This is a genomic window from Nocardia puris (assembly GCF_036051655.1).
Classification (GTDB): domain Bacteria; phylum Actinomycetota; class Actinomycetes; order Mycobacteriales; family Mycobacteriaceae; genus Nocardia; species Nocardia puris.
The window spans coordinates 4,548,211-4,569,560 of sequence record NZ_CP107943.1 but is presented as its reverse complement, the minus strand read 5'-3'; the positions used below and the strand labels follow the sequence as shown (position 1 = coordinate 4,569,560).

At 70.7% G+C, this 21,350-nt stretch carries 19 protein-coding genes; 10 read left to right on the top strand and 9 right to left on the bottom strand.

Annotated elements, in window-relative coordinates; translation table 11 throughout:
* Nucleotides 1–412 precede the first annotated feature (412 nt).
* The 3 genes from dnaG to OHB21_RS21055 are packed head-to-tail and all read right to left on the bottom strand — an operon-like array spanning nucleotide 413 to nucleotide 4,355.
* Nucleotides 413–2,347 carry a DNA primase gene (dnaG, locus tag OHB21_RS21065; protein ID WP_195125753.1) on the bottom strand — a complete coding sequence of 645 codons (1,935 nt, stop codon included), beginning with the start codon at nucleotides 2,345–2,347 and terminating at the stop codon, nucleotides 413–415.
* 50 nt (nucleotides 2,348–2,397) lie between these two features.
* Nucleotides 2,398–3,660 (bottom strand): deoxyguanosinetriphosphate triphosphohydrolase, encoded by a 1,263-nt coding sequence (locus OHB21_RS21060; protein WP_067514336.1) that lies wholly within the window; start codon nucleotides 3,658–3,660, stop codon nucleotides 2,398–2,400.
* A gap of 5 nt (nucleotides 3,661–3,665) precedes the next feature.
* Nucleotides 3,666–4,355, bottom strand: a complete 690-nt coding sequence (locus OHB21_RS21055) for a YdcF family protein (protein WP_067514334.1) — start codon at nucleotides 4,353–4,355, stop codon at nucleotides 3,666–3,668.
* Nucleotides 4,356–4,532: 177 nt separating this feature from the next.
* Here OHB21_RS21055 and OHB21_RS21050 point away from each other — a divergent pair, with 177 nt between their 5' ends.
* Entirely contained in the window at nucleotides 4,533–5,444 is a 912-nt protein-coding gene (locus OHB21_RS21050) for an NAD(P)-dependent oxidoreductase (protein ID WP_195125754.1), read from the top strand.
* 84 nt (nucleotides 5,445–5,528) lie between these two features.
* On the opposite strand, the gene OHB21_RS21045 is transcribed toward OHB21_RS21050, so the two are convergent.
* On the bottom strand, nucleotides 5,529–6,203 hold the full coding sequence (locus OHB21_RS21045; protein ID WP_067514331.1) for an MBL fold metallo-hydrolase: 675 nt from the start codon (nucleotides 6,201–6,203) through the stop codon (nucleotides 5,529–5,531).
* Nucleotides 6,204–6,253: 50 nt separating this feature from the next.
* Between OHB21_RS21045 and OHB21_RS21040 the strand changes: the two genes are divergently transcribed.
* Nucleotides 6,254–8,236, top strand: a complete 1,983-nt coding sequence (locus OHB21_RS21040) for a TPM domain-containing protein (protein ID WP_328435674.1) — start codon at nucleotides 6,254–6,256, stop codon at nucleotides 8,234–8,236.
* 50 nt (nucleotides 8,237–8,286) lie between these two features.
* Nucleotides 8,287–9,105, top strand: coding sequence for a MerR family transcriptional regulator (locus OHB21_RS21035; protein ID WP_067514868.1), 819 nt, complete (start codon nucleotides 8,287–8,289; stop codon nucleotides 9,103–9,105).
* 51 nt (nucleotides 9,106–9,156) lie between these two features.
* Here OHB21_RS21035 and OHB21_RS21030 read toward each other — a convergent pair whose 3' ends face one another.
* Nucleotides 9,157–10,602, bottom strand: a complete 1,446-nt coding sequence (locus tag OHB21_RS21030) for a molybdopterin-dependent oxidoreductase (protein ID WP_113975234.1) — start codon at nucleotides 10,600–10,602, stop codon at nucleotides 9,157–9,159.
* 97 nt (nucleotides 10,603–10,699) lie between these two features.
* Nucleotides 10,700–11,956 carry a phthiocerol/phthiodiolone dimycocerosyl transferase family protein gene (locus OHB21_RS21025; protein ID WP_324192044.1) on the bottom strand — a complete coding sequence of 419 codons (1,257 nt, stop codon included), beginning with the start codon at nucleotides 11,954–11,956 and terminating at the stop codon, nucleotides 10,700–10,702.
* 63 nt (nucleotides 11,957–12,019) lie between these two features.
* Between OHB21_RS21025 and OHB21_RS21020 the strand changes: the two genes are divergently transcribed.
* A complete protein-coding gene (locus OHB21_RS21020; protein WP_067511928.1) occupies nucleotides 12,020–12,631 on the top strand; it encodes a TenA family protein in 612 nt (203 codons plus the stop codon).
* A 181-nt stretch (nucleotides 12,632–12,812) separates the two neighbouring features.
* Here OHB21_RS21020 and OHB21_RS21015 read toward each other — a convergent pair whose 3' ends face one another.
* On the bottom strand, nucleotides 12,813–14,213 hold the full coding sequence (locus tag OHB21_RS21015) for a glycine--tRNA ligase (RefSeq protein ID WP_195125756.1): 1,401 nt from the start codon (nucleotides 14,211–14,213) through the stop codon (nucleotides 12,813–12,815).
* 204 nt (nucleotides 14,214–14,417) lie between these two features.
* On the opposite strand from OHB21_RS21015, the gene OHB21_RS21010 reads away from it, so the two are divergent.
* Both OHB21_RS21010 and OHB21_RS21005 read left to right on the top strand, forming a co-directional pair.
* Nucleotides 14,418–14,768 carry an ArsR/SmtB family transcription factor gene (locus OHB21_RS21010; protein WP_067512021.1) on the top strand — a complete coding sequence of 117 codons (351 nt, stop codon included), beginning with the start codon at nucleotides 14,418–14,420 and terminating at the stop codon, nucleotides 14,766–14,768.
* Nucleotides 14,769–14,788: 20 nt separating this feature from the next.
* Nucleotides 14,789–15,205, top strand: coding sequence for a Fur family transcriptional regulator (locus tag OHB21_RS21005; RefSeq protein WP_067512024.1), 417 nt, complete (start codon nucleotides 14,789–14,791; stop codon nucleotides 15,203–15,205).
* A gap of 105 nt (nucleotides 15,206–15,310) precedes the next feature.
* Here the strand turns inward: OHB21_RS21005 and OHB21_RS21000 are convergent, their stop codons facing one another.
* On the bottom strand, nucleotides 15,311–16,039 hold the full coding sequence (locus tag OHB21_RS21000) for an IclR family transcriptional regulator (protein WP_113975248.1): 729 nt from the start codon (nucleotides 16,037–16,039) through the stop codon (nucleotides 15,311–15,313).
* Nucleotides 16,040–16,077: 38 nt separating this feature from the next.
* A complete protein-coding gene (locus tag OHB21_RS20995) occupies nucleotides 16,078–17,586 on the bottom strand; it encodes an APC family permease (RefSeq protein ID WP_195125757.1) in 1,509 nt (502 codons plus the stop codon).
* 244 nt (nucleotides 17,587–17,830) lie between these two features.
* Here OHB21_RS20995 and OHB21_RS20990 point away from each other — a divergent pair, with 244 nt between their 5' ends.
* From OHB21_RS20990 to OHB21_RS20975, 4 genes are all read left to right on the top strand, one after another.
* Nucleotides 17,831–19,399, top strand: coding sequence for a flavin monoamine oxidase family protein (locus OHB21_RS20990; protein WP_228791315.1), 1,569 nt, complete (start codon nucleotides 17,831–17,833; stop codon nucleotides 19,397–19,399).
* A 28-nt stretch (nucleotides 19,400–19,427) separates the two neighbouring features.
* On the top strand, nucleotides 19,428–20,090 hold the full coding sequence (locus OHB21_RS20985; protein ID WP_067511933.1) for a Rid family hydrolase: 663 nt from the start codon (nucleotides 19,428–19,430) through the stop codon (nucleotides 20,088–20,090).
* A gap of 1 nt (nucleotide 20,091) precedes the next feature.
* Nucleotides 20,092–20,268, top strand: coding sequence for a Sec-independent protein translocase subunit TatA (locus OHB21_RS20980; RefSeq protein ID WP_067511935.1), 177 nt, complete (start codon nucleotides 20,092–20,094; stop codon nucleotides 20,266–20,268).
* Between the two features lie 71 nt (nucleotides 20,269–20,339).
* Nucleotides 20,340–21,308 (top strand): hypothetical protein, encoded by a 969-nt coding sequence (locus OHB21_RS20975; protein ID WP_195125758.1) that lies wholly within the window; start codon nucleotides 20,340–20,342, stop codon nucleotides 21,306–21,308.
* The last annotated feature ends 42 nt before the right edge of the window (nucleotides 21,309–21,350 follow it).

Sequence of the window (21,350 nt, the reverse complement as noted above, 5' to 3'; positions counted from 1 at the left end):
AGCCCGCGCCTCGGCATGCGGTACCCAGGCTCGCGCCGCGTCCCCTGAACCCCGAACCGCCGGCAGACCACGCGACACGACTGGCGGCCCGGCTGGAACCTCATCGCTACCCGCGCGTCTCGGCCGCGCCTCGTTGAAGTGGCCCGGACGAGCAGCGGACTGGTGATCGGCAGGTTTGTGGTTCGGGTCCGGATTCGGGCACCAGAAGCTCCATGCCGATCGAGTGCCTCCGCCCCGGATGCCGTCGGCTGTGGAGCTCCTCCGAACACCCCACCCCCCGAGGCGTTCGGCAATCAGGTGTTCGGGATCGAGGGGTTCTTCTCGAGCGATCCAGAGGCCGCGAAACCCCATCTGGAACGGTTCTTCGCCGACGTGGTCCCGGTGGTCCGCGCCGAAGCGCGGACCGCCGCGCTCACACCGTGGTGAAGTCGTCGTAGTTGCCCATGGCCTGGGTCAGCAGGCTCTTGCGGTACTGCTCGAGCGCGACCAGGTCGCCGAACAGCGCCATGTAGGCGTCGGACTGCTCGGTCGAGGAGAGGCGCTGGAGTTTGGATTTGAGTTCGGCGACCTGGCGGCCCACCCACGCCTCCTGCGCGCGGGCGAGCACGCCGGTGACGAAGCGGGGGATGCCGTCGGCGGACTTCACGGGCAGCGGTTCGCCGGCCAGTTCGGAGACCATCGCGCGCAGGGTGAGGTCGTCGGAGGCGTCGGCGACGGCGTTGACCCACTCTGCCCCGCCGAGCCCACTGGACGTGCCGCCCGCCTCGGCGATCATCGTGCGCACCGCGACATAGGCGGGGTGGGTGAAGGCGTCCACCTCGAGCGAGTCGAACACGGTGCCCGCGATCGCGGGGTATTGCAGTGCGGCGCACAGGGCTTGGCGCTGCGGCAGCAGCACGGGGTCCTTCGGGTTGGGCCGTGTGGCGGGCGGGGCGGGCGGCTGCCCGGCGCGCGCCTTGGCTTCCGCGCGCGCGACGCCCGCGGGGGAACCCTCGCGGCGGTGCTTGCGCGCCTCCTCGTCCACCCGGCGGTGCACCTGGCCGACGTCGAGCCAACCGGTGCGGTCGGCCAGCTGCGTGGCATAACGCTTACGGACGCCGTGATCCTTGATCTGGGCGACGATCGGCACCGCCCAGCGCAGCACCTCCACCTGCATGGCGGGGCTGAGGTCACCGTTGGCGTCCTCGCGCTTCTCGATCTCCATACGCAGGAAGAACTCGAACAGCGGCTCACGCCGGGCGACCAGGTCGCGCAGTGCGGCGTCACCTTGGCGCTGGCGCAGTTCGCACGGATCCTGGCCGTCGGGAGTGACGACGACGAAGGTCTGACCGGAGATCTTCTGGTCCTCCACAAAGGCTTTCAGCGCCGCCGCCTGGCCCGCCGCGTCGCCGTCGAAGGTGTAGATGATCTCGCCGCGCCAGAAGTTGTCGTCCATCAGCAGGCGGCGCAGGATCGCCATGTGCTCGTCGCCGAATGCCGTACCGCACGCGGCGACAGCGGTTTTCACGCCCGCCAGGTGCATGGCCATGACGTCGGTGTAGCCCTCGACGACCACGGCCTGGTGGCTCTTGGCGATCTCGCGTTTGGCGTGGTCGAGGCCGAACAGCACCTGAGACTTCTTGTACAGCATGGTTTCCGGCGTGTTGATGTACTTGCCGGGCATGGTGTCGTCGTCGAACAGTTTGCGCGCGCCGAAGCCGATGACCTCGCCGCCGAGATTGCGGATCGGCCACAGCAGCCTGCGGTGGAAGCGGTCGATGGGCCCGCGCCTGCCCTGGCGCGACAGACCGGCCGCCTCGAGTTCCTTGAACTCGAATCCCTTGCGCAGCAGGTGTTTGGTGAGGGTGTCCCAGCCGTCGGGGGCGTAGCCGCAGCCGAACTGACGAGCGGCCTCGCCGTCGAAGTTGCGCTCGGTGAGGTACTTGCGGGCGGCCTCGGCCTCGGGTTCGCGCAACTGCGCCATGTAGAACTCGTGGGCGGCCGCGTTGGCGGCGACGAGGCGGGCGCGGGTGCCGCGATCGCGCTGCACCGAGGTGCCGCCGCCCTCGTAGTTGATCTGGTAGCCGATGCGGTCGGCCATCTGCTCGACGGCCTCCACGAAACCGATGTGCTCGATCTTCTGGAGGAACTTGTAGACGTCGCCGCCCTCACCGCAGCCGAAGCAGTGGAACAGGCCGTGGTTGGGCCGCACGTGGAACGACGGCGACTTCTCGTCGTGGAACGGGCACAGGCCCTTCATGGAATCCGCGCCCGCCCGCTTCAGGGCGACGTACTCCCCCACCACATCCTCGATCCGGACTCGGTCGCGTATCGCCGCGATATCGCGATCTGGGAGTCGTCCGGCCACGGGTCGAGTCTAGCGCCGTCACCGCCGGTCCGGTCCGCCGGGCGAACGGGTCACACCCCGTACGACGCCGCGAACCGCTCCAGCCTGCTCTCCGTGTACGACGCGATCTGGTCCACCACCACGCGCACGCGGGCGGCGTCGGTGTCGGCGGCCTTCCACCACGGCAGCAACTGCGGATCGAGATGCTGGGGAGCCGCGGCGAGCAGGCGGTCGGCGACGGCGTGGATGAGGTCGCGCTGGGCGGCCTGGCGGCGCAGGTGCTCGGTGTCCGACATCACGTAGCGCAGGGCCACCGTCTTGAGAATCGCGACCTCGGCGGCCACCACGGGCGGGATCTCCAGATCGGCGGCGTACCGAGAGAGGGGTTCGGGTCCGGCGACGGCGCGGGTGGCGATGATGGCGGCGGTGGCGAACCGGCCGACCAGCTCGCTGGTGAGCCGCTTCAGCGCGACGAACCCGGCGAGCGTGTGATCGAACTCGAACACGGCCGCCACCACGGGCAGCTCCGACAGCCGCTGCGCCGCCGCGGCCAGCTCGTCGGTGCTGAGCCCGCTGTGCTGGGCGTGACCCATGCGGGCCAGTTCGGACTGTTCGCCCGGGTCGGCGAGGGCGCGCAGGTCGATGCGGCCGGCGATGATGCCGTCCTCGACGTCGTGCACGGAGTAGGCGACGTCGTCGGACCAGTCCATGATCTGGCATTCCAGGCTGCGCCTGCCGACGGGCGCGCCCTCGCGGATCCAGGCGAGCCGGTCGGTGTCGACGTCGTAGGCGCCGAACTTCGAGCCGGAACCGCTTCGGCCCCACGGGTATTTGAGCGCGGCGTCGAGGGCGGCGCGGGTCAGGTTGAGCCCGGCGCTCACGCCATCAGGTCCGAACACCTTCGGTTCCAGCCGGGTGACGATGCGCAGGTTCTGCGCGTTGCCCTCGAAACCGCCGAAGGCGTCGGCGAACTGATCGAGCGCGCGCTCCCCGTTGTGGCCGTAAGGCGGGTGCCCGATGTCGTGGGCGAGACCGGCGAGGTCGACCAGGTCGGGATCGCAGCGCAAACCGTCGGCGATGCTGCGCCCGATCTGGGCCACCTCCAGCGAATGGGTGAGCCGGGTGCGCGGGGTGTCACCATCGCGCGGGCCCATGACCTGCGTCTTGTCCGCGAGCCTGCGCAGCGCGGCCGAATGCAGGACGCGGGCGCGGTCGCGCGCGAACTCGGTGCGGTGCCCGGTGTCGAATTCGGCGCGCGGCGGGCCGAGTCCGGCGGTCTTGGCGCCCTCGGTGACCATCCGCTCGCGATCGTGGGCGGTGTAGGTGTGGCTCATCGGGCTCACTGGCCCGCAGTGTAGGGGAAGTCGGCGGAGAAGTGCGTGAGCTGATACCAGACCAGGGCCAGGGTTTCCCTGGCGATGCCGTGTGCCTGCGATTCGCGGGTGTAGACGGCGGGGCCGGTGCGGGTGGGCGCGGTCCACGCGCGCAGGCCTGCGTCGCGGGCCATGGTGCGGGTGCGTAGCGAATGCCACGGGTCACTCACCAGAACCGCCGAGGACATATCGCGCGCTTTCATGGCGGTGGCGACCGCTTCGATGCTGCGCAGCGTGTCGGAGCCGGTCTCGACGGCGAGGATGGCGTCGGCCGGGACGCCGCGCCCCTCCAGGTAGTTCTTGCCGGACGCGGCCTCGGTATAGAGGTCGCCCTCCTGTTTGCCGCCGACGGTGATGATGCGCGGCGCGACGCCGGCTTCGAACAACTGATACGCCTGATCGAGCCGCGCCTCGAACACCGAGGACGGCGTGCCCGAGTACTGGGCCGCGCCGAGCACCACGATGGCGTCGGCCGGGGTGTAGTCGTTGATGCGCGCCACCTGCCACACGCGAACAGCGGTGCCGCCGACCAACACCATGGCCATCAGCACCGCGGCCGCGACGATGCGGCGGATCCAGCGCGCCAAGCCGGGGCCGGCCCCGCGCGCGAGACCGGATTCGTGCGCCGGAGCCGAGCGCTGAGGAGCCGAGATCACTCACCAAGTCTGCCAGGTCGCCGGGCCGGGCGGCGGAAGGCGCCGACCTGGTCACTTACGTTGAGGTTCGTACTGGACTTCATTGTGGGTACTTGCCGGGTCGCCCGCACCGCGCCGACGATGGATTCCGGCGCGCCACACCGAACTGATCTCGTATCACCGAGGAGTGGATTCAACATGGCGGATTATCCGCAATCGGCAATTCCGTCTGTCCGGGTCACGGTGCTCGGGCTCGGGGCGATGGGCCGGGCACTCGCCGACGCGCTCCTGCGCGGCGGGCACCCGACGACGGTGTGGAATCGCAGCGCGGGGCGTGACGCGGAACTCGTCGCGGCGGGGGCGATCGGCGCGCGGACCGTCTCCGAAGCGGTCGCGGACGCCGATCTGGTGATCGCCTGCCTGCTCGACCACGCGTCGGTACACGAAGTGCTCGACTCGGTGGCGGCGTCGTTGGCCGGGCGGGTGCTGGTGAACCTCACCAGCACCGAGCCCGCGGGTGCGCGGGAACTCGCCGACTGGGCGACCGGGCACGGCATCGCCTACCTCGACGGCGGAATCATGGCTGTCCCCAGCATGATCGGGCAGCCCGGCTCCACCGTGCTCTACAGCGGCTCACGCCAGGTGTTCGACGCCTACCGCCCGGTGTTCGAATTGCTGGGCACGGCAGAGTATTTCGGCACCGACGCGGGCAGCGCGTCGCTGGTCGACTTCGCGCTGCTGGCCGGGATGTACACGATGTTCAGCGGCTTCTACCACGGCGCGGCGATGGTGCGGACGATCGGCATGACGGCCGAGGAGTTCGGACACCGTGCGGCCGCGTGGATCTCGGCCATGACGGCGAGCCTGCCCGAGGCGGGCGCCCAGATCGACAGCGGCGATTACACGACCGTCGTCCAGCCGCTGGACTTCACCAAGGCGGCGCTGGACGCCATCGTTTCCGCGAGCCGCGATGCGGGGGTCGATCTCGACATCATCGGGGCGGTGCGCGATCTGGTGGATCGCCAGGTCGCCGCGGGGCACGGGAAGCTCAGCTCGGAGTTGATGTTCGAGAGCTTGCACCCGCCCGCTGTGGCGGTGCGGGGGGAGTAGACCACTCCCCCCGAGTACCGCCCTCGCCACGCGCACAAAGTAGGCGGCACTTCGGCCGCGTGAACGGCCCGCGCGCCTTACGACTCACCACCCCCGTTCGCGCCACTCCTCCAGATGCGGCCGCTCGACCCCGAGCGTCGTGTCGTCACCGTGCCCCGGATACACCACCGTGTCGTCCGGATAGGCGAAGAGTTTCGTGGTGACGTCCGCGAGCAGGGTGGTGAAATCCTCTGGGTTGTGGGTCTTTCCGACCCCGCCGGGGAACAAGGAGTCGCCGGTGAACAGGTGGGTGCGGCCCGGCTCTTCGGGGAGGGCGAGGGCGATCGAGCCGGGGGTGTGGCCGCGCAGGTGGTGGATGGTGAGGGGGAGGTCGCCGATCTCGAGGACGTCGCCGTCCTCGAGGTAGCGGTCGGGGGTCACCGGGAGCGGGTCGGCGTCGAGGCGGTGGGCGGCGGTGGGGACGCCGAGGGTCTTGGCGACCTCCTCGAGCGCCCACCAGTGGTCGGGGTGCTGGTGGGTGGTGACGATCAGCTTGATCTTGCCCGGCGCCTCCTGGGCGACGAGTTCGAGAATGCGCTCGGGCTCGTTGGCGGCGTCGATGAGCAGCGCGGCGCCGGTCGCGGCACACTGCACGAGGTAGACGTTATTGTCCATGGCGCCGACGGCCATCTTGAGGACGCGCGCGCCCTCGAGATCGCGCTGCTGGGGATTCGATCCGGGGGACACGTGGCCCGTGTAGGGGCGATCGATCGTGATCACGCCTCGATGCTATCCACTCCCCCGACACCCGCCGGGGATACATTCGTGTGATGCTGTCGCAGCCGAGCCGTCTCGCCACCCGGTCCGCCCGGACGGTCGCCCTCCTCTTCCTGCTGATCACCACCGCGCTGGCCGGTGCGCCCGCCGTCGCGGAACCGCCCGCCCGCCTGGACACCTACGTCGTGGACCGGGCCGGCGCGCTCGGCGGCGACCAGGCCCGCGTCGGCGACGCGGTGAACCGGCTCTACGACGACCGGCAGATCCGGCTGTGGATCACCTACGTGCGCGATTTCGACGGGCTCACCCCGCAGTCGTGGGCCGGACGCACCGCCACCGCCTCCGGTTTCGGCGACCGCGACGTGCTGCTGGCCGTCGCCACAGGTGACCGCGAGTACTGGTTCGACGGCGAACTCCCCAGCGGGGTCAGCGAGAGTGAACTCGACCGCATCCTCACCCGCGACGTGGAACCCGCGCTGCGCGACGGCCGGTGGGCCGACGCCGGCGTGGCGACCGCCGACGGTCTCAACGACGCGGCGGGCGCGGGCGGGGTGAGCGTGCGGGGGCTGTTCATCGCCGCGCTGGTGATCGCGCTCGCGGTCGCGGCGCTGGTGTTCTACTCGCGCAAGCGCCGCCGCGACCGGAACAAGAAGGACCTGGCCGCGGCCCGGCAGGTCGATCCCACCGACAGCGCCGCCGTCGCCGCCCTCCCCCTCGAGGCCCTGCACACCCGCTCCACGGAGATGCTGGTGGAGATCGACGACGCGCTGCGCACCAGCGCCGAGGAGCTGGAGCTGGCCGTCGGCGAGTTCGGCGCCACCGCGACCACCCCGTTCACCACCGCCCTGGAGAACGCGAAAGCCGCAGCGGCGCGGGCGTTCACGATCCGCCAGCAACTCGACGACGACATCCCCGAAACCCCCGACGAGCAGCGCAGGCTGCTGGTCGAGCTGATCGGCGCCGTGGGCCGCGCCGACCGCGAACTCGACGCGCGGGTCGCCGAATTCGACGCCATGCGCGATCTGCTCATCAACGCGCCGAGCCGCCTGGACGCGCTCACCCGGGACCTGGTGGAACTCACCGGTCGCGCGCCCACCGCCGAGGCCGAGCTGACGAAACTCACCGCGGCGTATCCGGCCAGCGTGCTCGCCCCGATCAGCGATAACGTGCGGATGGCGCGCGAACGCATCACGTTCGCCGAACAGAACGTCGACGCGGGCAGGCAGGCGATGGCGCAGCCGGTGGGCGCGCAGGGCGGCGCGGTGGCCGCGATCCGGGCCGCCGAAAGCGCGGTGGGTCAGGCGCGCACGCTGCTGGACGCGGTCGACAACGCCGCCGCCAACATTCAGCAGGCGCGCGACGGCATCCCGGCCGCGCTCACCGAACTCGAAGGCGATATCGCCGCGGCCGCCGAGCTGACGCAGTTCGGCGGACCGGAACTGGAACGGGCCACCGCCGCCGCGCGGCAGGCGCTCGACCGCGCGCGCACGAGCGCCGACAGCGACCCCCTGGGCGCCTTCCACGCCGCCGTCGCCGCCGACGCCGATCTCGACCGCGCGATCGCCGCCGCCACCGACCGGAAGCTGGCGGCCGAGGACCTGCGGCGCAGGCTGGACCGGGCGCTCACCGACGCGCGCGCCCGCATCGGCGCGGCGAGCGATTTCATCACCACGCGGCGCGGCGGCGTCGACGTGAACGCCCGCACCCGGCTCTCGGAGGCGCAGCGCAACCTGGACGAGGCGCAGCGGCTCGACGCCACCGACCCGGCGCGGGCGCTGCCGCACGCGCAGGCCGCCGCCGACCTGGGCGGACGGGCGTTGCAGGAGGCGCATGCCAGCGTGCGGGCGTGGGAGTCGAACCAGACGTTCTCGTCGAGTGGCGCGCAGACCACCGGCGCGGTGCTCGGTGGCATCCTGGTGGAAGGACTGCTGCGGGGTGCGGCGTCGGGGTCGCGGCGCTCCGGCGGCGGGTACCGGCCCCGATCGTTCGGCGGGTCCGGCGGCTCGCGCCGGGTGGGGCGCGGCGGACGGTTCTGAGCGCCGGGCTTGACCCTGACACCGTGTCAGCCGATACACCGGGAGGCGTCATGTTCAGTATCGGAGATTTCGCCAGACACGGACGGGTGTCGGTGCGCATGTTGCGCCACTACGACGCCATCGAGCTGCTGCGGCCGGACGCGGTGGACCCCGCCACCGGCTACCGGTTCTACGAGGCGGGCCAGCTGGCCCGGCTCAACCGGATCGTCGCGCTCAAGGAGCTGGGCTTCACCCTGGAACAGGTGCGCCAGATCCTGAACGACGAGGTGAGCGGCGCGGAGCTGCGCGGCATGCTCATGCTGCGCCACGCCGAGCTCGAGCGGCGGATCGAGGGCGACCGCGCCCGGCTGCGCCAGGTGGAGACCAGGCTCCGGATCATCGAGAAGGAGGGCACCATGCCCGCGAACGATGTGGTCATCAAGTCCATCCCCGCCGTGCGGGTCGCCGAGACGACCGGCGTGGCCGACAGTTTCGAGCCGCAGTCGATCGGACCCGTGGTCGGGCCGCTCTTCGACAAGCTCTGCGCGCTGTTGCAGGCGAGCGGCATCCAGCCCGTCGGCCCCGCCATCGCCTACTACGACGAGCGCCAGGACGGGACCGTGCTGGTGCACGCGGCCCTGCCGGTGAACGCCGAATCCGCTGCGGCGGAAGGGTTCTCGATCGTCGATCTGCCCGCCGTCGAGCGCGCCGCCACCGTGGTGCACCGCGGCAGCATGGACGACGTCCTCGAACCCTGGCAGGCGCTGGGCCGCTGGGTCGACGCCAACGGGTACCGCACCCACGGGCAGTCCCGCGAGGTGACGCTGGAATGGAGCGAGGACCCGAGCGGGTGGGTCACCGAACTCCAGGAACCCATCACGACTCGGTGAGAGGGCTGGTCGGTCCCGGTGGTTCGTCACCGCCGGGATCGAACGATCCAGCTACACCTGAACTTTCACCGAGTGCAGCCCAGACGGACCCGACGGGAACGACGGGCGGTGCGCGCTTTCCTGAACGCGCCCCGAATTGCTGACGCAACGGGCCGACACCGTGTGGGTCCCCGAGGGAAGTTCGACCGTGGTGCGCCAGCGGCGCCAGGCGGCGGGGGCGAGTTCGGTGCCGAGGTCGGTGGGTTGCCAGTCGCCGTCGTCGACGCGGATCTCCACGCGCGCGACGCCGTGCGGGGGCGCCCAGGCGACGCCGGCGACGGTGAGGGTGCCCGCGACGGTGCGGCCGGGAGCGGTGACGTCGATGCGGGCGTGCGGTTCCACCCGCAGCAGGTCCTGGGTCCAACCGCGTTTCACCCAGTAGTCGAGGTGGGAGTCGTCGGTGAGCTCCAGCTCGGTCAGCCATTTCGCGCCGGTGTACTGGCCGTAGAGGCCGGGCACGAACACGCGCGCGGGGAAGCCGTGCTCGGGCGGCAGCGGTTGCCCGTTCATCCCGATGACGAGGTAACCGGGCAGCTCTCCGCTGCGCAGCGGCTCGACCGGCAGCGAGATGGTGTAGCCGTCGGCGGCGCGGGTCACGAGCTTGGTGGCGCCCGGCTCGGGGATCGCGTGCTTCAGCAGGTCGGCGAGCGGCACCCCGAACCAGCGGGCGTTGCCGACGCGCCCCTGCCCGCCGTGATTGTGCACGCACACCATGACGGCGTCGAATTCGACCGCGTCGGCGGCGAGTTCGTCCAGCGAGAGCCGCAGCGGATGCGCCACCTGACCGGTGACGGCCAGCCGCCAGCGCCGCGGGTCGATGCGCGGTGGGCGCGGGCTCACGTCGGCGACGTAGAAGCGGCCAGCGGTGGTGACGAGCGGGGAGAGTCCGGGCTCGTCGAGCCCGTCCTCGGGCACGAGACCGAGCCCGCCCATCGGGCCCACGCTACGGATCTCGTTGTGCCACTTGCGATCATGATCGCGCTGCACGATCTGCGCCGCGGCCAGCAGACCGGCGCCCGCGGCCGCCGTCGCGGCGGTGAACAGTCGCCCTCGCGGCCGCCCGCGCAATCCGGCGGCCAGCGTCGCGGCCGCCACACCGGCACCCGCCACGGCCGACGCCGACCGGCTGGGCTGCCGCAGCGACACCGCCGCGCCCAGCGCACCGACCGCCCCGGCCACCAGGTCGCGCGCGCGATCCGGCAACGCCGCCGCGGCGACGGCGGTGGCCAGCGCGCCCGCGCCGACGCCGAGCTGGATCGCGAGCTTGTCGTGCCGCCCGGCGAGCGTCACGGCGGCCTCGACGACGGGGATCGGCGCGGTGTCGGTGAGCGCGCGGCCGAAACTGTCGATCAGCGACCCGCCCCGGCTCGCCGCCACCACCTCCCCCACGCCGAGCGCGGCCAACCCGACCGCCGCCGCGCGCAGTCCACCGCCGGTTTCCCGTGTCGCCTCAGGCACCGCTCGATCACCCTCCACTCGTCCGTCCCGTCCCCCGCATTGTCCACGAAGTCGGGCCATCATCGAACCCCTGGGTTTTACGCGGGCGGCGGCGCGCTCACACGTCGACGGAAAAGGCTGTCAGGGCGCTCAATTCGCGTTCCACCGCTGCCGGGAGGTGTGCGCCGCCGCCGAGGACGCCGATCGTCAGGCGGGAGGCGAAGCTGTAGACGAGGAAGGTGACGGCCGCGGACGGGCCGGTCGAGGGGCGGGGGTGGGCGGAGAGGTAGACGATTTCGTAGTCGGTGATGGCGAGGCCGGGTAGGGTGCGCAGCAGGGGGACGCGGCCGGTGTTGGTGACGGCGACGTGGCCCGGCATGGCGCGGGTGGCGGCGGGGCCGTAGTAGTCGGGGAAATGCAGGACCGATTGCGCGACAATGCCTTCGGCCAGATCGTGATGCAGTCGGGCCGTGACGCGCACGCCCAGGTCCACCGGGTCGGTGGTGGGGTCGATCTCGGCGGTGAACGCGGTCAGCCCGGCCATATTGGTGCCGTCGGCGGCCGCGACCGGCGGCTGCAACCTGGCGCGCATGTCGACCGGGTACACGCAGCTCAGCACCACGGATTCGCCCGCGCCGTAACCGATTTCGGCCGCGTAGGCGCGCATCAGCGCGGCGGTGACGAGACCGTTCACGCCGCCGCCCTCGCGCGCGCGTTCGGTGAGGCGCGCCGTGTGCTCGGCGTCCAGCACGATCCGCGCCGGACGGTAGAGCGCAGGGGGCGCGGGCACCGCCGGGTCCGGCAGGAACGGGCACGCCACCCGGTCGACCGACGCCTCTTCCAGCCCGGACACTCCGGCCCGGGTGACGCCGTACTGCCCGGCATACCATTCCAGTGGCCACGGAAAGCCTTGTGGCACAACCTCGGTCGCGATGCCGCAGACGAGATCGGAGTACCGTTCCCACAGCCGCCTCAGCAGCGCCACGCAGTGCCCGGCGTCGGCGATGGCATGGTGCGCGTACAACGTCACCCGCGCCAGCTCGCCGTCGGTCACCACGTCCAGGTAAGCGAGCTGCACGGTGGGGTCGATCCGCCCGGCCGGCAGCCGGGGTTCGGCGACGGCTCCCGCACGGACCCAGGCCTCGACGCCGGGTCCGGCTGGCCGCAGCAGCACGCCGGCCCCGGCCGCGTTCTCCCCGATCCGGCAGGCCAGGATCGGATGGGCGCGGCGGAGGTCGGCGAAAGCTGTTCGCAGCGCGGCGATATCGAGCACGCCCGCCACCGCGACCGAGCGACCGGTGAAGGTCGCGTGCCGCACGAATCGCTGTTCGGACGGCGCCAGCTCGCGCAGCTCGTCCCCGGTTTTGCACCACACACCGCACAGCGTGAGGCACGGCGGCTTCGCGCGCAAACCGGCCGGTACGCCACACTGTCGGGCATGAGTCTCGCCGCACATCTCGAGGACATCGGAGGCCCGCTGGTGGCCGAACAGCTCACCCATCCGACGGTCGCCGGCATCGCCTCGGGCGAGCTGCCGGAGCCGGTGTTCCGGTCCTGGCTCGAACAGGACTACCTCTTCTTGCTCGACTACGTGCGGGTGTTCAGCAGGCTCGCCTGGCAGGCGCCCGCCGCCCATCTCGGCGATCTGGTCGACCTCGCGCACGCCACCTTCCACGACGAGCTCGCGCTGCACCGCTCGCTCGCCGCGGAGTTCGGCGCCGACCTCGACGGCGCGACCAAGGGCGCGCCCTGCGCGGCCTACACCGCGTTCCTGCTGGAGTCGGCGGCCGACTACGCCGAGGGGCTGGCCGCGCTCTACCCGTGCATGTGGGGCTACTCGACGCTCGGCGCCCGGCTCGCCGAGAACCCGCCCGCCGACCCGCGCTACCGCCGCTGGGTCGACACCTACGCCGACCCCGGTTTCGCCGCCCTCACCCGCCGCTGCGCCCAGATGCTGGACGAGTCGGGCGCCGACCCCGCCCGCGCCGAACACCTCTTCCGCGAAGGCATGCGCCACGAACTCGCCTTCTGGGACGTGCCCGCACCTTGAGCCCGGTCGGCCCTCGCCTACCTACTGGAACATTGCCCGTCCACGCACGACATCGCCGCACCACGTCGGTGAAGCGCTGCACCAGAACCGCTATGGCAACGGCGAACAGCGTTGCCCCCGAACCGGTCCCGGACGCACGACGACCCGCGACCGGGAGGCCGCGGGTCGTCGGAACCGGGATTTACACGCCGATGAGGTGCTGGGCCAGGTAGCCCTCGACCTTGTCCAGCGCGATGCGCTCCTGCGCCATGGAGTCGCGCTCGCGGACGGTGACCGCCTGGTCCTCGAGGGTGTCGAAGTCGACCGTGATGCAGAACGGGGTGCCGATCTCGTCCTGGCGGCGGTAGCGGCGGCCGATGGCGCCCGCGTCGTCGAACTCGACGTTCCAGTGCTTGCGCAGCTGGGCGGCGAGGTCCTTGGCCTTCGGGGTGAGGTCGGCGTTGCGCGAGAGCGGCAGCACGGCGGCCTTCACCGGCGAGAGCCTGCGGTCCAGGCGCAGGCTCACGCGCTCCTCCATCACGCCCTTGGCGTTGGGCGCCTGGTCGACGGTGTAGGCGTCGACCAGGAAGGCCATCAGCGAGCGGGTGAGACCGGCCGCGGGCTCGATGACGTAGGGCAGGTAGCGCTCGCCCGCGTTCTGATCGAAGTAGCTCAGGTCGACGCCGGAGTGCTCCGAATGCGTGCGCAGGTCGTAGTCGGTGCGGTTGGCGACGCCCTCCAGCTCACCCCACTCGCTGCCCTGGAAGCGGAAACGGTACTCGATGTCGACGGTGCGGGTCGAGTAATGCGACAGCTTCTCCTTCGGGTGCTCGTAGAGGCGCAGGTTCTCCGGATCGATGCCGAGGTCGGTGTACCAGGCCAGGCGGGTGTCGATCCAGTACTGGTGCCACTGCTCGTCCTCGCCCGGCTTGACGAAGAACTCCATCTCCATCTGCTCGAACTCGCGGGTGCGGAAGATGAAGTTGCCCGGCGTGATCTCGTTGCGGAAGCTCTTGCCGATCTGGGCGATGCCGAACGGCGGCTTCTTACGCGCGGTGGTCTCGACGTTCTTGTAGTTGACGAAGATGCCCTGCGCGGTCTCGGGCCGCAGGTAGTGCAGGCCCTCCTCGTCGTCCACCGGGCCCAGGAAGGTCTTGAGCAGGCCGGAGAAGTTGCGCGGCTCGGTCCACTGGCCCGGATCGCCGGTCTCTGGGTCGCGGATGTCGGCCAGGCCGTTGGCCGGCGGGTGGCCGTGCTTCTCCTCGTACGCCTCGAGCAGGTGGTCGGCGCGGTAGCGCTTGTGCGTGATGAGCGATTCGACCAGCGGATCGGTGAAGGTGGCGACGTGACCCGAGGCCTCCCACACCTGGCGCGGCAGGATGACCGAGGAGTCCAGGCCCACGACGTCCTCGCGGCTGGTGACCATCGCGCGCCACCACTGGCGCTTGATGTTCTCCTTCAGCTCGACGCCGAGCGGACCGTAGTCCCACGCCGACTTGGTGCCTCCGTAGATCTCACCGCACGGGTACACCAGACCCCGGCGCTTGGCGAGGTTGGCAACGGTGTCCACCTTCGACTTGGGTGCCACGCGAGAATTCTCCATCCACTGCGAGTACGGATTGCCGCGGTCCGGACCGGACCGCTGGCTACAGACTATCGACCCAGACCAAACGACTTTCCACCGCACAGGGCGCGGCGCGTTCCGCGGCGACGTGGCACGCTGGTCGGACGGGCACCGCGAGCCTGTTTGACATGCGCACGCATGCATATCAAAATGGAATCGCTTTCCAATAAGGAGTTGGTTCCGATGACCGCCGACACGGCCGCCGCGCATTCGCACACCCCCTATCGTTCGCCGGGGCCCGCGCCGGTCCCCTCGCGGACCGTGCTGGAGGACGCGGGTGAGCTCCTGCGCGCCCTGGCCGCCCCGGTGCGCATCGCCATCGTGCTGCAACTGCGCGAGTCGCCGCGCTGCGTGCACGAGCTGGTGGACGCGCTCGGCGTCACCCAGCCGCTGGTCAGCCAGCATCTGCGCATCCTGAAGGCCGCCGGCGTGGTGCACGGCGAGCGGTCCGGGCGCGAGGTGCTCTACGAACTCGTCGACGACCACCTGGCGCACATCGTCGTCGACGCCGTCGCGCACGCCGAGGAAGGGTGAACAGGGTGCAGGACAAGACCATGGAGCGGCAGAAGTCGGTGGGGGTCCGCAGCACCCGCCAGCGCAGCGCCATCTCCGCGCTGCTCGGCGATATCGACGAGTTCCGCTCGGCCCAGGAGCTGCACGACGAACTGCGCCGCCGCGGCGAGGGCATCGGCCTGACCACCGTCTACCGCACCCTCCAGTCGCTGGCCGACGCCGGCATGGTCGACGTGCTGCGCACCGACTCGGGCGAATCCGTCTACCGCCAGTGCTCCACCGGCCATCACCACCACCTCGTCTGCCGCCACTGCGGGTGCACGGTGGAGGTGGAAGGCCCCACCGTGGAGGCGTGGGCGTCGGCGATCGCCGCCGAACACGGGTTCATCGAGGTGAGTCACACGGTGGAGGTGTTCGGCACCTGCAAGGCCTGCGCCAAGCACCGCGAAACGTCCTGAACGGGGAGCGCTTCCGCGCAACGATCGACGATCGCCCGAACACCGCGGCATCCGCGTCCGGAGTTGGCCGGAGCAGTCCATGCCGTCGGCCGATCGTGATGCCCTTCACGAGGTCGCCGCGCCGGGTGTGCTCGTCCGCCGCACCGTCCCGTCGAACGGAATGCGCAGCGAGCGCGCGTGTTCCAGCACCAACTCCGTCAGCGTCGGATCGGTGGCCGGGAGCCGGCCCGTCTTCCCGACCACGGTCAGCGCCCCTGTCACGCGATGGTCGTCGTCGTGCACAGCGACCGCGAGAGCGCTACGGCCCACGCGTGATTCGTCCACTTCGAGCGCGATACCCGTGTCGCGCACCCCATCCAGTTCCGCGCGCAACACCTCCGCGTCCGTAATGGTGCGGGGCGTCAGCCTGCGCAGCGGCGGCCGCGCGATCCCCCGGTGGGCCAGCAGGATCTTGCCGATCGCCGACGCGTGCGGATGGTCGCACATGGTGGCGGCGCCGGGGAGATCGTGGTCGGGATCGCGGTCGATGAAGCGGACGCGATCGCCGGTGAAGGCGGCCAGGAACACCCCGTAACGCACCGCGCCGCGCAGGCTTTCGAGGACGGCGGCATTGCGGTCGGGCAGGTGCTGGGGCCGGGCGAGCTGCTGGATGCGGATGCCGAGGGCGAAGCCGGAGAGGTCGGCGATGCGCACCAGATAGCCGTCGGCGACGAGGATGTTGAGCAGTTTGTAGGTGGTGGCGCGGGGAATGCCGGTGTGGGCGGCGATCTGGGCCGCCGTCGCGCCGGGACCGATCTCGGCGACGGCCTCGAGCAGTTGCAGTCCCCTTGTCATCGCGCGGGGCTCGTGCCCGCTGGGTTCCCGGCCGCGCATCATGGTACCGGCGGACACTTCCGGTCGGCGACGAGCACCAGCGCACCGGACGGATCCTGTCCGTAGCTGGCCGCGCCGGGGAGCACGTCGGCGGAATCGGCCCGGTCGAACGCGCCGATGGTGAGCAGGCTGCGGGGCGCGAAGCGGCGCAACCACATCCACCACAGCACCGCCCCGAGCACCAGGACCACCAGCACGCACACCGAAAACCCTTGGCGCCCGGTGTCCCTCAGCACCAGCCCGCCCAGCGCCGCCGAACTCGTCACGACCGCGGCCACACACACCACGCGCACGCCGGCCGTGATCTCACCGATGCGCGTGAGGAACAACAGCGCCGCCGCGCCGACCACCAGGTAGGCCGTCACGACGCCGATCCGCGCCGCCGGTTGCAGATGCGGCAGCAGCACCGCGCGCCCACCGCCGATCATCACCATCGCGACCGTCGCGACGATCCCGACCGTCAGCAGCAGCCCCGCCACCGGCGTGCGGAAACTCCGGTGCACGAAGGCGAGTCCGCGCGGCAGCACCCCGTCGAGCCCCATGGTGAACAGCACCCGCGAGGCCGCGTTCGACGACGCCATCGCCGAGGCCACCCACGAGAACGCCAGCGCCGTGTGCAGCAGGATCACCGTCGCGTCGCCGAATCCGGCGCTGGCCCCGTGCAGATACGCTTCGACCACCGAGTTCGCCCGCCCGGTGAACGCGGCCCATCCGGCGACCAGGAACAGCGCACCGCACACCACCGGCGTCCACACCACCGCGCGCGTCACCGTCACGTAGGGCCGCTTCGCCTCCGACCCGAGGAACGTCGCGCTCTCGAACCCGACCAGCGCGAACACCGCCGTCAACCAGAACGGCAGCGACGTCGGACCGGTGCCCGCCGCGACCGTGAGGGGTTCGGCCGCGCCGCCCGCGAACACCATCAGCCCGACGATGAACGCGAGCGAGCACACCTCGATGCCGAGGATCACCATCGCCGCGAGCTTCACCCCGCGCACCAGCGCCGTCAGCACGGCGGCGGCGATCACCAGGCAGGCCACGAATCTCGTTGCGGTGCCGCCCGATCCGAGACCGAGTTGCGCCAGCGCGGTCACCGCGGCGGTACTGCCGTGGTAGAGCGTCATCGACGCGCTCGCCAGGTACTTCACCAGGATCGCCGCTCCCGTGAGCAGCGCACCGCGTCCGCCGAGACCCTGGTAGGCGAAGCTGTAGAGCCCGCCGGGCGAGATCATCCGCCGCGTGAACTGCGCGATGCACGCCGCCGCCAGGACGGTGCCGACGAGCACCACCACCAGCGTCGACAATCCGCTCGGCCACGCCCCGTGCGCGAGCAGCATCGTCGGCACCACGACCATCGACGCGGCGGGCGCGGTGGTGGCCACCGACTGCGCGAACACCTCGTAACCCGACAGTTGCCTGCGCCCCAGCACCCGCATCGGGGAGTCGTCTCCTCCGGTGTGCTGCGCGGGTTCGAACGATCGGACGATCGCCGTGGTCAGGGCGGACATGGCCGATCAACCTAGCGGCGCGCTGTTTCGCGGCCGTTGCCGGACAGTTACCCCCGATCGATGCCCGACCGAGAAACCCGGTGCGCCCGTTCTCATTCGCGAGTGTGGTGACCGTATCCGCGCGGTAAGTGTTCCGACATCGGCCGCGGGCAGTGTGGCCTCCCGTGACGACCTCGCGATGTGCGCGGTGGATGTGGGAGGCGATGTGGAAGTAACACGGAGATCGCTCATCAGGGGCCTCGGCATGGCCGGCGGCGCCGGGCTCGCCTACGGGGCGATGTCGACGATGGGCTTGGCGCCGGCACTGGCGGATCCGGCGGCGGTGCGGTTCCGCTCGCCCAGTTCCGGTGATCTCATCGGTGACGCGGCGGGCGATCGATCCATCCTGATTCTCGGCGGCGGTCCCGCCGGGCTGTGCGCGGCCTACGAGCTGGGCAAGGCCGGCTACCGGGTGACCCTCCTGGAGGCGCGGCAGCGTCCGGGCGGCCGGGTGTGGTCGGTGCGCAACGGCACCACGGAGACCGACCTCAACGGGGAGACGCAGTCGTGCACGTTCTCCGAGGGGCACTATTTCAACCTCGGCGCGACGCGGATCCCGCAGACGCACATCACCATGGACTACTGCCGCGAACTCGGTGTGGAACTCCAGGCGTTCGGCAACCAGAACGCGACGACGCTGGTCAACTACACCGGCGACCAGCCGCTGGCGAACACCTCGATCACCTACCGCGCGGCGAAGGCCGACACCTACGGCTACCTCTCCGAACTGCTCAAGAAGGCCGCCGACCGCGGCGCGCTCGACGATGTGCTGAGCCGCGAGGACAAGGACGCGCTCGCGGAATTCCTCACCGACTTCGGCGACTTGTCCAGCGACGGACGGTATCTGGGGTCGACGCGGCGCGGCTATCACTCCGAACCCGGTGCGGGACTGGACTTCGGCGGCGGCACCACGGCGCCGTACCGGATGAGCGATGTGATCCGCGGCGGCATCGGCCGCAACTTCACCTTCGAATTCGGTTACGACCAGGCGATGCTCATGTTCACCCCGGTCGGCGGCATGGACCGCATCTACTACGCGTTCGAGAACGCCATCGGCGCGGGCCGCATCCGCTACGGCTCGGAGGTGCGGTCCCTGCGCAACACCCCCGAGGGCGTGGCGGTCGAATACGTCCAGGACGGCGTGCGCAAGCAGGAGACGGCGGACTATTGCATCTGCACGATTCCGCCGAACCTGATCGGCCGCCTGGCCAATAACCTGCCGGGCGAGGTGCTGACGGCGCTGCGCGCGGCCCGGCCGACCTCCTCGGGCAAGCTCGGCATCGAGTACTCGCGCCGGTGGTGGGAGGAGGACGACCGCATCTACGGCGGCGCGTCGAACACCAACCGCGATATCTCCCAGATCATGTTCCCCTACGACCATTTCGGCTCCGATCGCGGTGTGGTGGTCGGGTACTACAGCACCGGCGCGCGGCAGCGGGCGTTCGAATCGCTCACGCACCGGCAGCGATTGGAGAAGGCGCTGAAGGAAGGCGCGGAGATCCACGGTCCGAAGTATCGCGAGAACGTCTCGTCCTCGTTCTCGGGGAGCTGGGCGCGCACGAAATACTCGGAGTCGGCGTGGGTTTCGTGGGCCGGAGCCTCCGGGCACGGTGGCGAGGCGACCCCCGAGTACACAAAGCTGCTCGACCCCGTGGGGCGCATCTACTTCGCCGGCGACCACCTGTCCAACGCGATCGCCTGGCAGCACGGCGCTTTCACCTCGGCGCGCAAGGTCGTCACCCAGATCCACGAACGGGTCGCGCAGGCCGCCTGATCATCCGCAACGAAAGAGGAATGAACCCATGAAGATCGGACGTCGCCCGCTGGGCCTGGTCCTCGCGTCGGCCTCGGTGGTGCTGCTGGCCGCGTGCTCCTCCTCGGACGCCGAACCAGCACCGGCCGCGTTCACCGCGCGGCCGGTGCTGGCGGCCGACGCGGAGAACCCCATGATCGCCGAAGGCGTGACCATCGCGAAGGACGCGTACTTCTACAAGTCCTCGGGGCTGGGCCCGGAGGCGCTGAACGACGCCGCGCCCGAAGGTTCCCCCGAATCATTCATCGACACAGACGCTTTCGCCGACGGCGCGCTCACCGGCGGTGTGACCATCACCGAGGCGCAGGGACTCAACGCGCTGGCCCGCATCAAGGCCAACCTGGAACAGCAGGGCCTGTCCCTCGCCGATGTCGTGTCGATGCGCGTGTTCCTGGACAACGCGCCGGGCACCGACCGCGCGGACTACGCGGGCTGGAACCGCGCCTACCGCCAGTACTTCGCCAACACGAACCTGAAAACCGGTGATACCGAACTGGTTCCGCTCGGCACCGGCGCGCCCGCCGCGCCGCTGGAGCGCAACCCGGCGCGGCCCAGCCGCTTCGCGCTCGAGGTCGCGAGCCTGCCGGTGCCGGGCTGGCTGGTCGAGATCGAGGTCGACGCCGTGTATCCGGCGGACAAGGAACCGGAGTGATATGGGCGCCCTGAGTCCCACCCACTGGCTCATCGTCGCCGGGGCGCTGGTGCTGCTGTTCGGCGCCAACCGGCTCCCCCAGCTGGCGCGCGGTCTCGGCCAATCGCTGCGCATCCTCCGCAGCGAGGTGCGGGAAAACGACACCGAGGTGGGGGGTGAGATCGCTTCCCGGCGTTAATGCGCGGCCCTGCCGCACCTATCCACTGGGGAACGAATCCCGGCTGGGGTTCCGGAATCCTTGGAGGAAGCGTGCAGACACGAGCGCGCGGCATGGGCAGGACCGCACGAATCACCGGGGTGGCGCTGATCGGCGCGGCGCTGTTGGTCACCACGGCCTGCCTCGGCGACGAGACGAGCGGGACGGCGACCCCGGCGGACGGCGGAACGACCACGACGACGGCACCGGCGCAGCCACCGGCCGGTGCGCCCGCCGCCGGGCGGGCGGTGGTCCGCGAGATCGACAAGACGGGCTGGTACGACGGTTTCGAGATCACCGTGGACACCGCGACGGTGGTGCCCGACGAGTACGGCGGCGCCGACGTGCTCCTCGGGCTCACCTTCACCAACACCACGCTCGACGACAAGATGCCAGGCATCCGCGCCTACCTCCAGGTCGGCGACGAGATCGACGGCGGCGCGGGCTTCGACCACCCCACCGTGCCCGCGGGCGGCTCGGCGGACGGCAAGATCACCACGTCCGTGGCGGTGCTGCGCGACGCCGACCGCCTGCTCGACTCGATGACCGTGGTGTACGGCGAGTCGAGCGGCAACCAGACGAAGATCCCGCTGCGCGACGGCGACGACGTCGAGTCCGTCGAGCCGCGCACGCTGGACGTGACGGGCGAACTGGTGCAGGACCACACCACCGTGCTCGTCACCGGCGCCACGCTCGCGCCCAGCTACGGCGAGAACGAGCGCGGCAAAATGGATCTCGGCCTGCGGATCACCCTGATCGGTGACGCCGGGGTGCCCGCGGGCGGCGCCAACATCTACTACCAGTACTTCACGCTCACCACGCCGGACGGGCAGACGCTGGCGGCCGATTTCCGCGGGCCGATCAACGAACTACTCGCCGCCAATCAGACGATCGATAATCCGAGGAACTCGGTGGTGTTCGTCGTGCCCGAACCCGCCACGGGCGACTATGTGCTCACCTACGACGCGCTCGCCGACGAGGATGGTTCCGGCGCACCGACTTTCGAGTTCACCATCGACTGAGGGATGACACGCGGCGGGCCCGACATCCTTGGGAGGGATGTC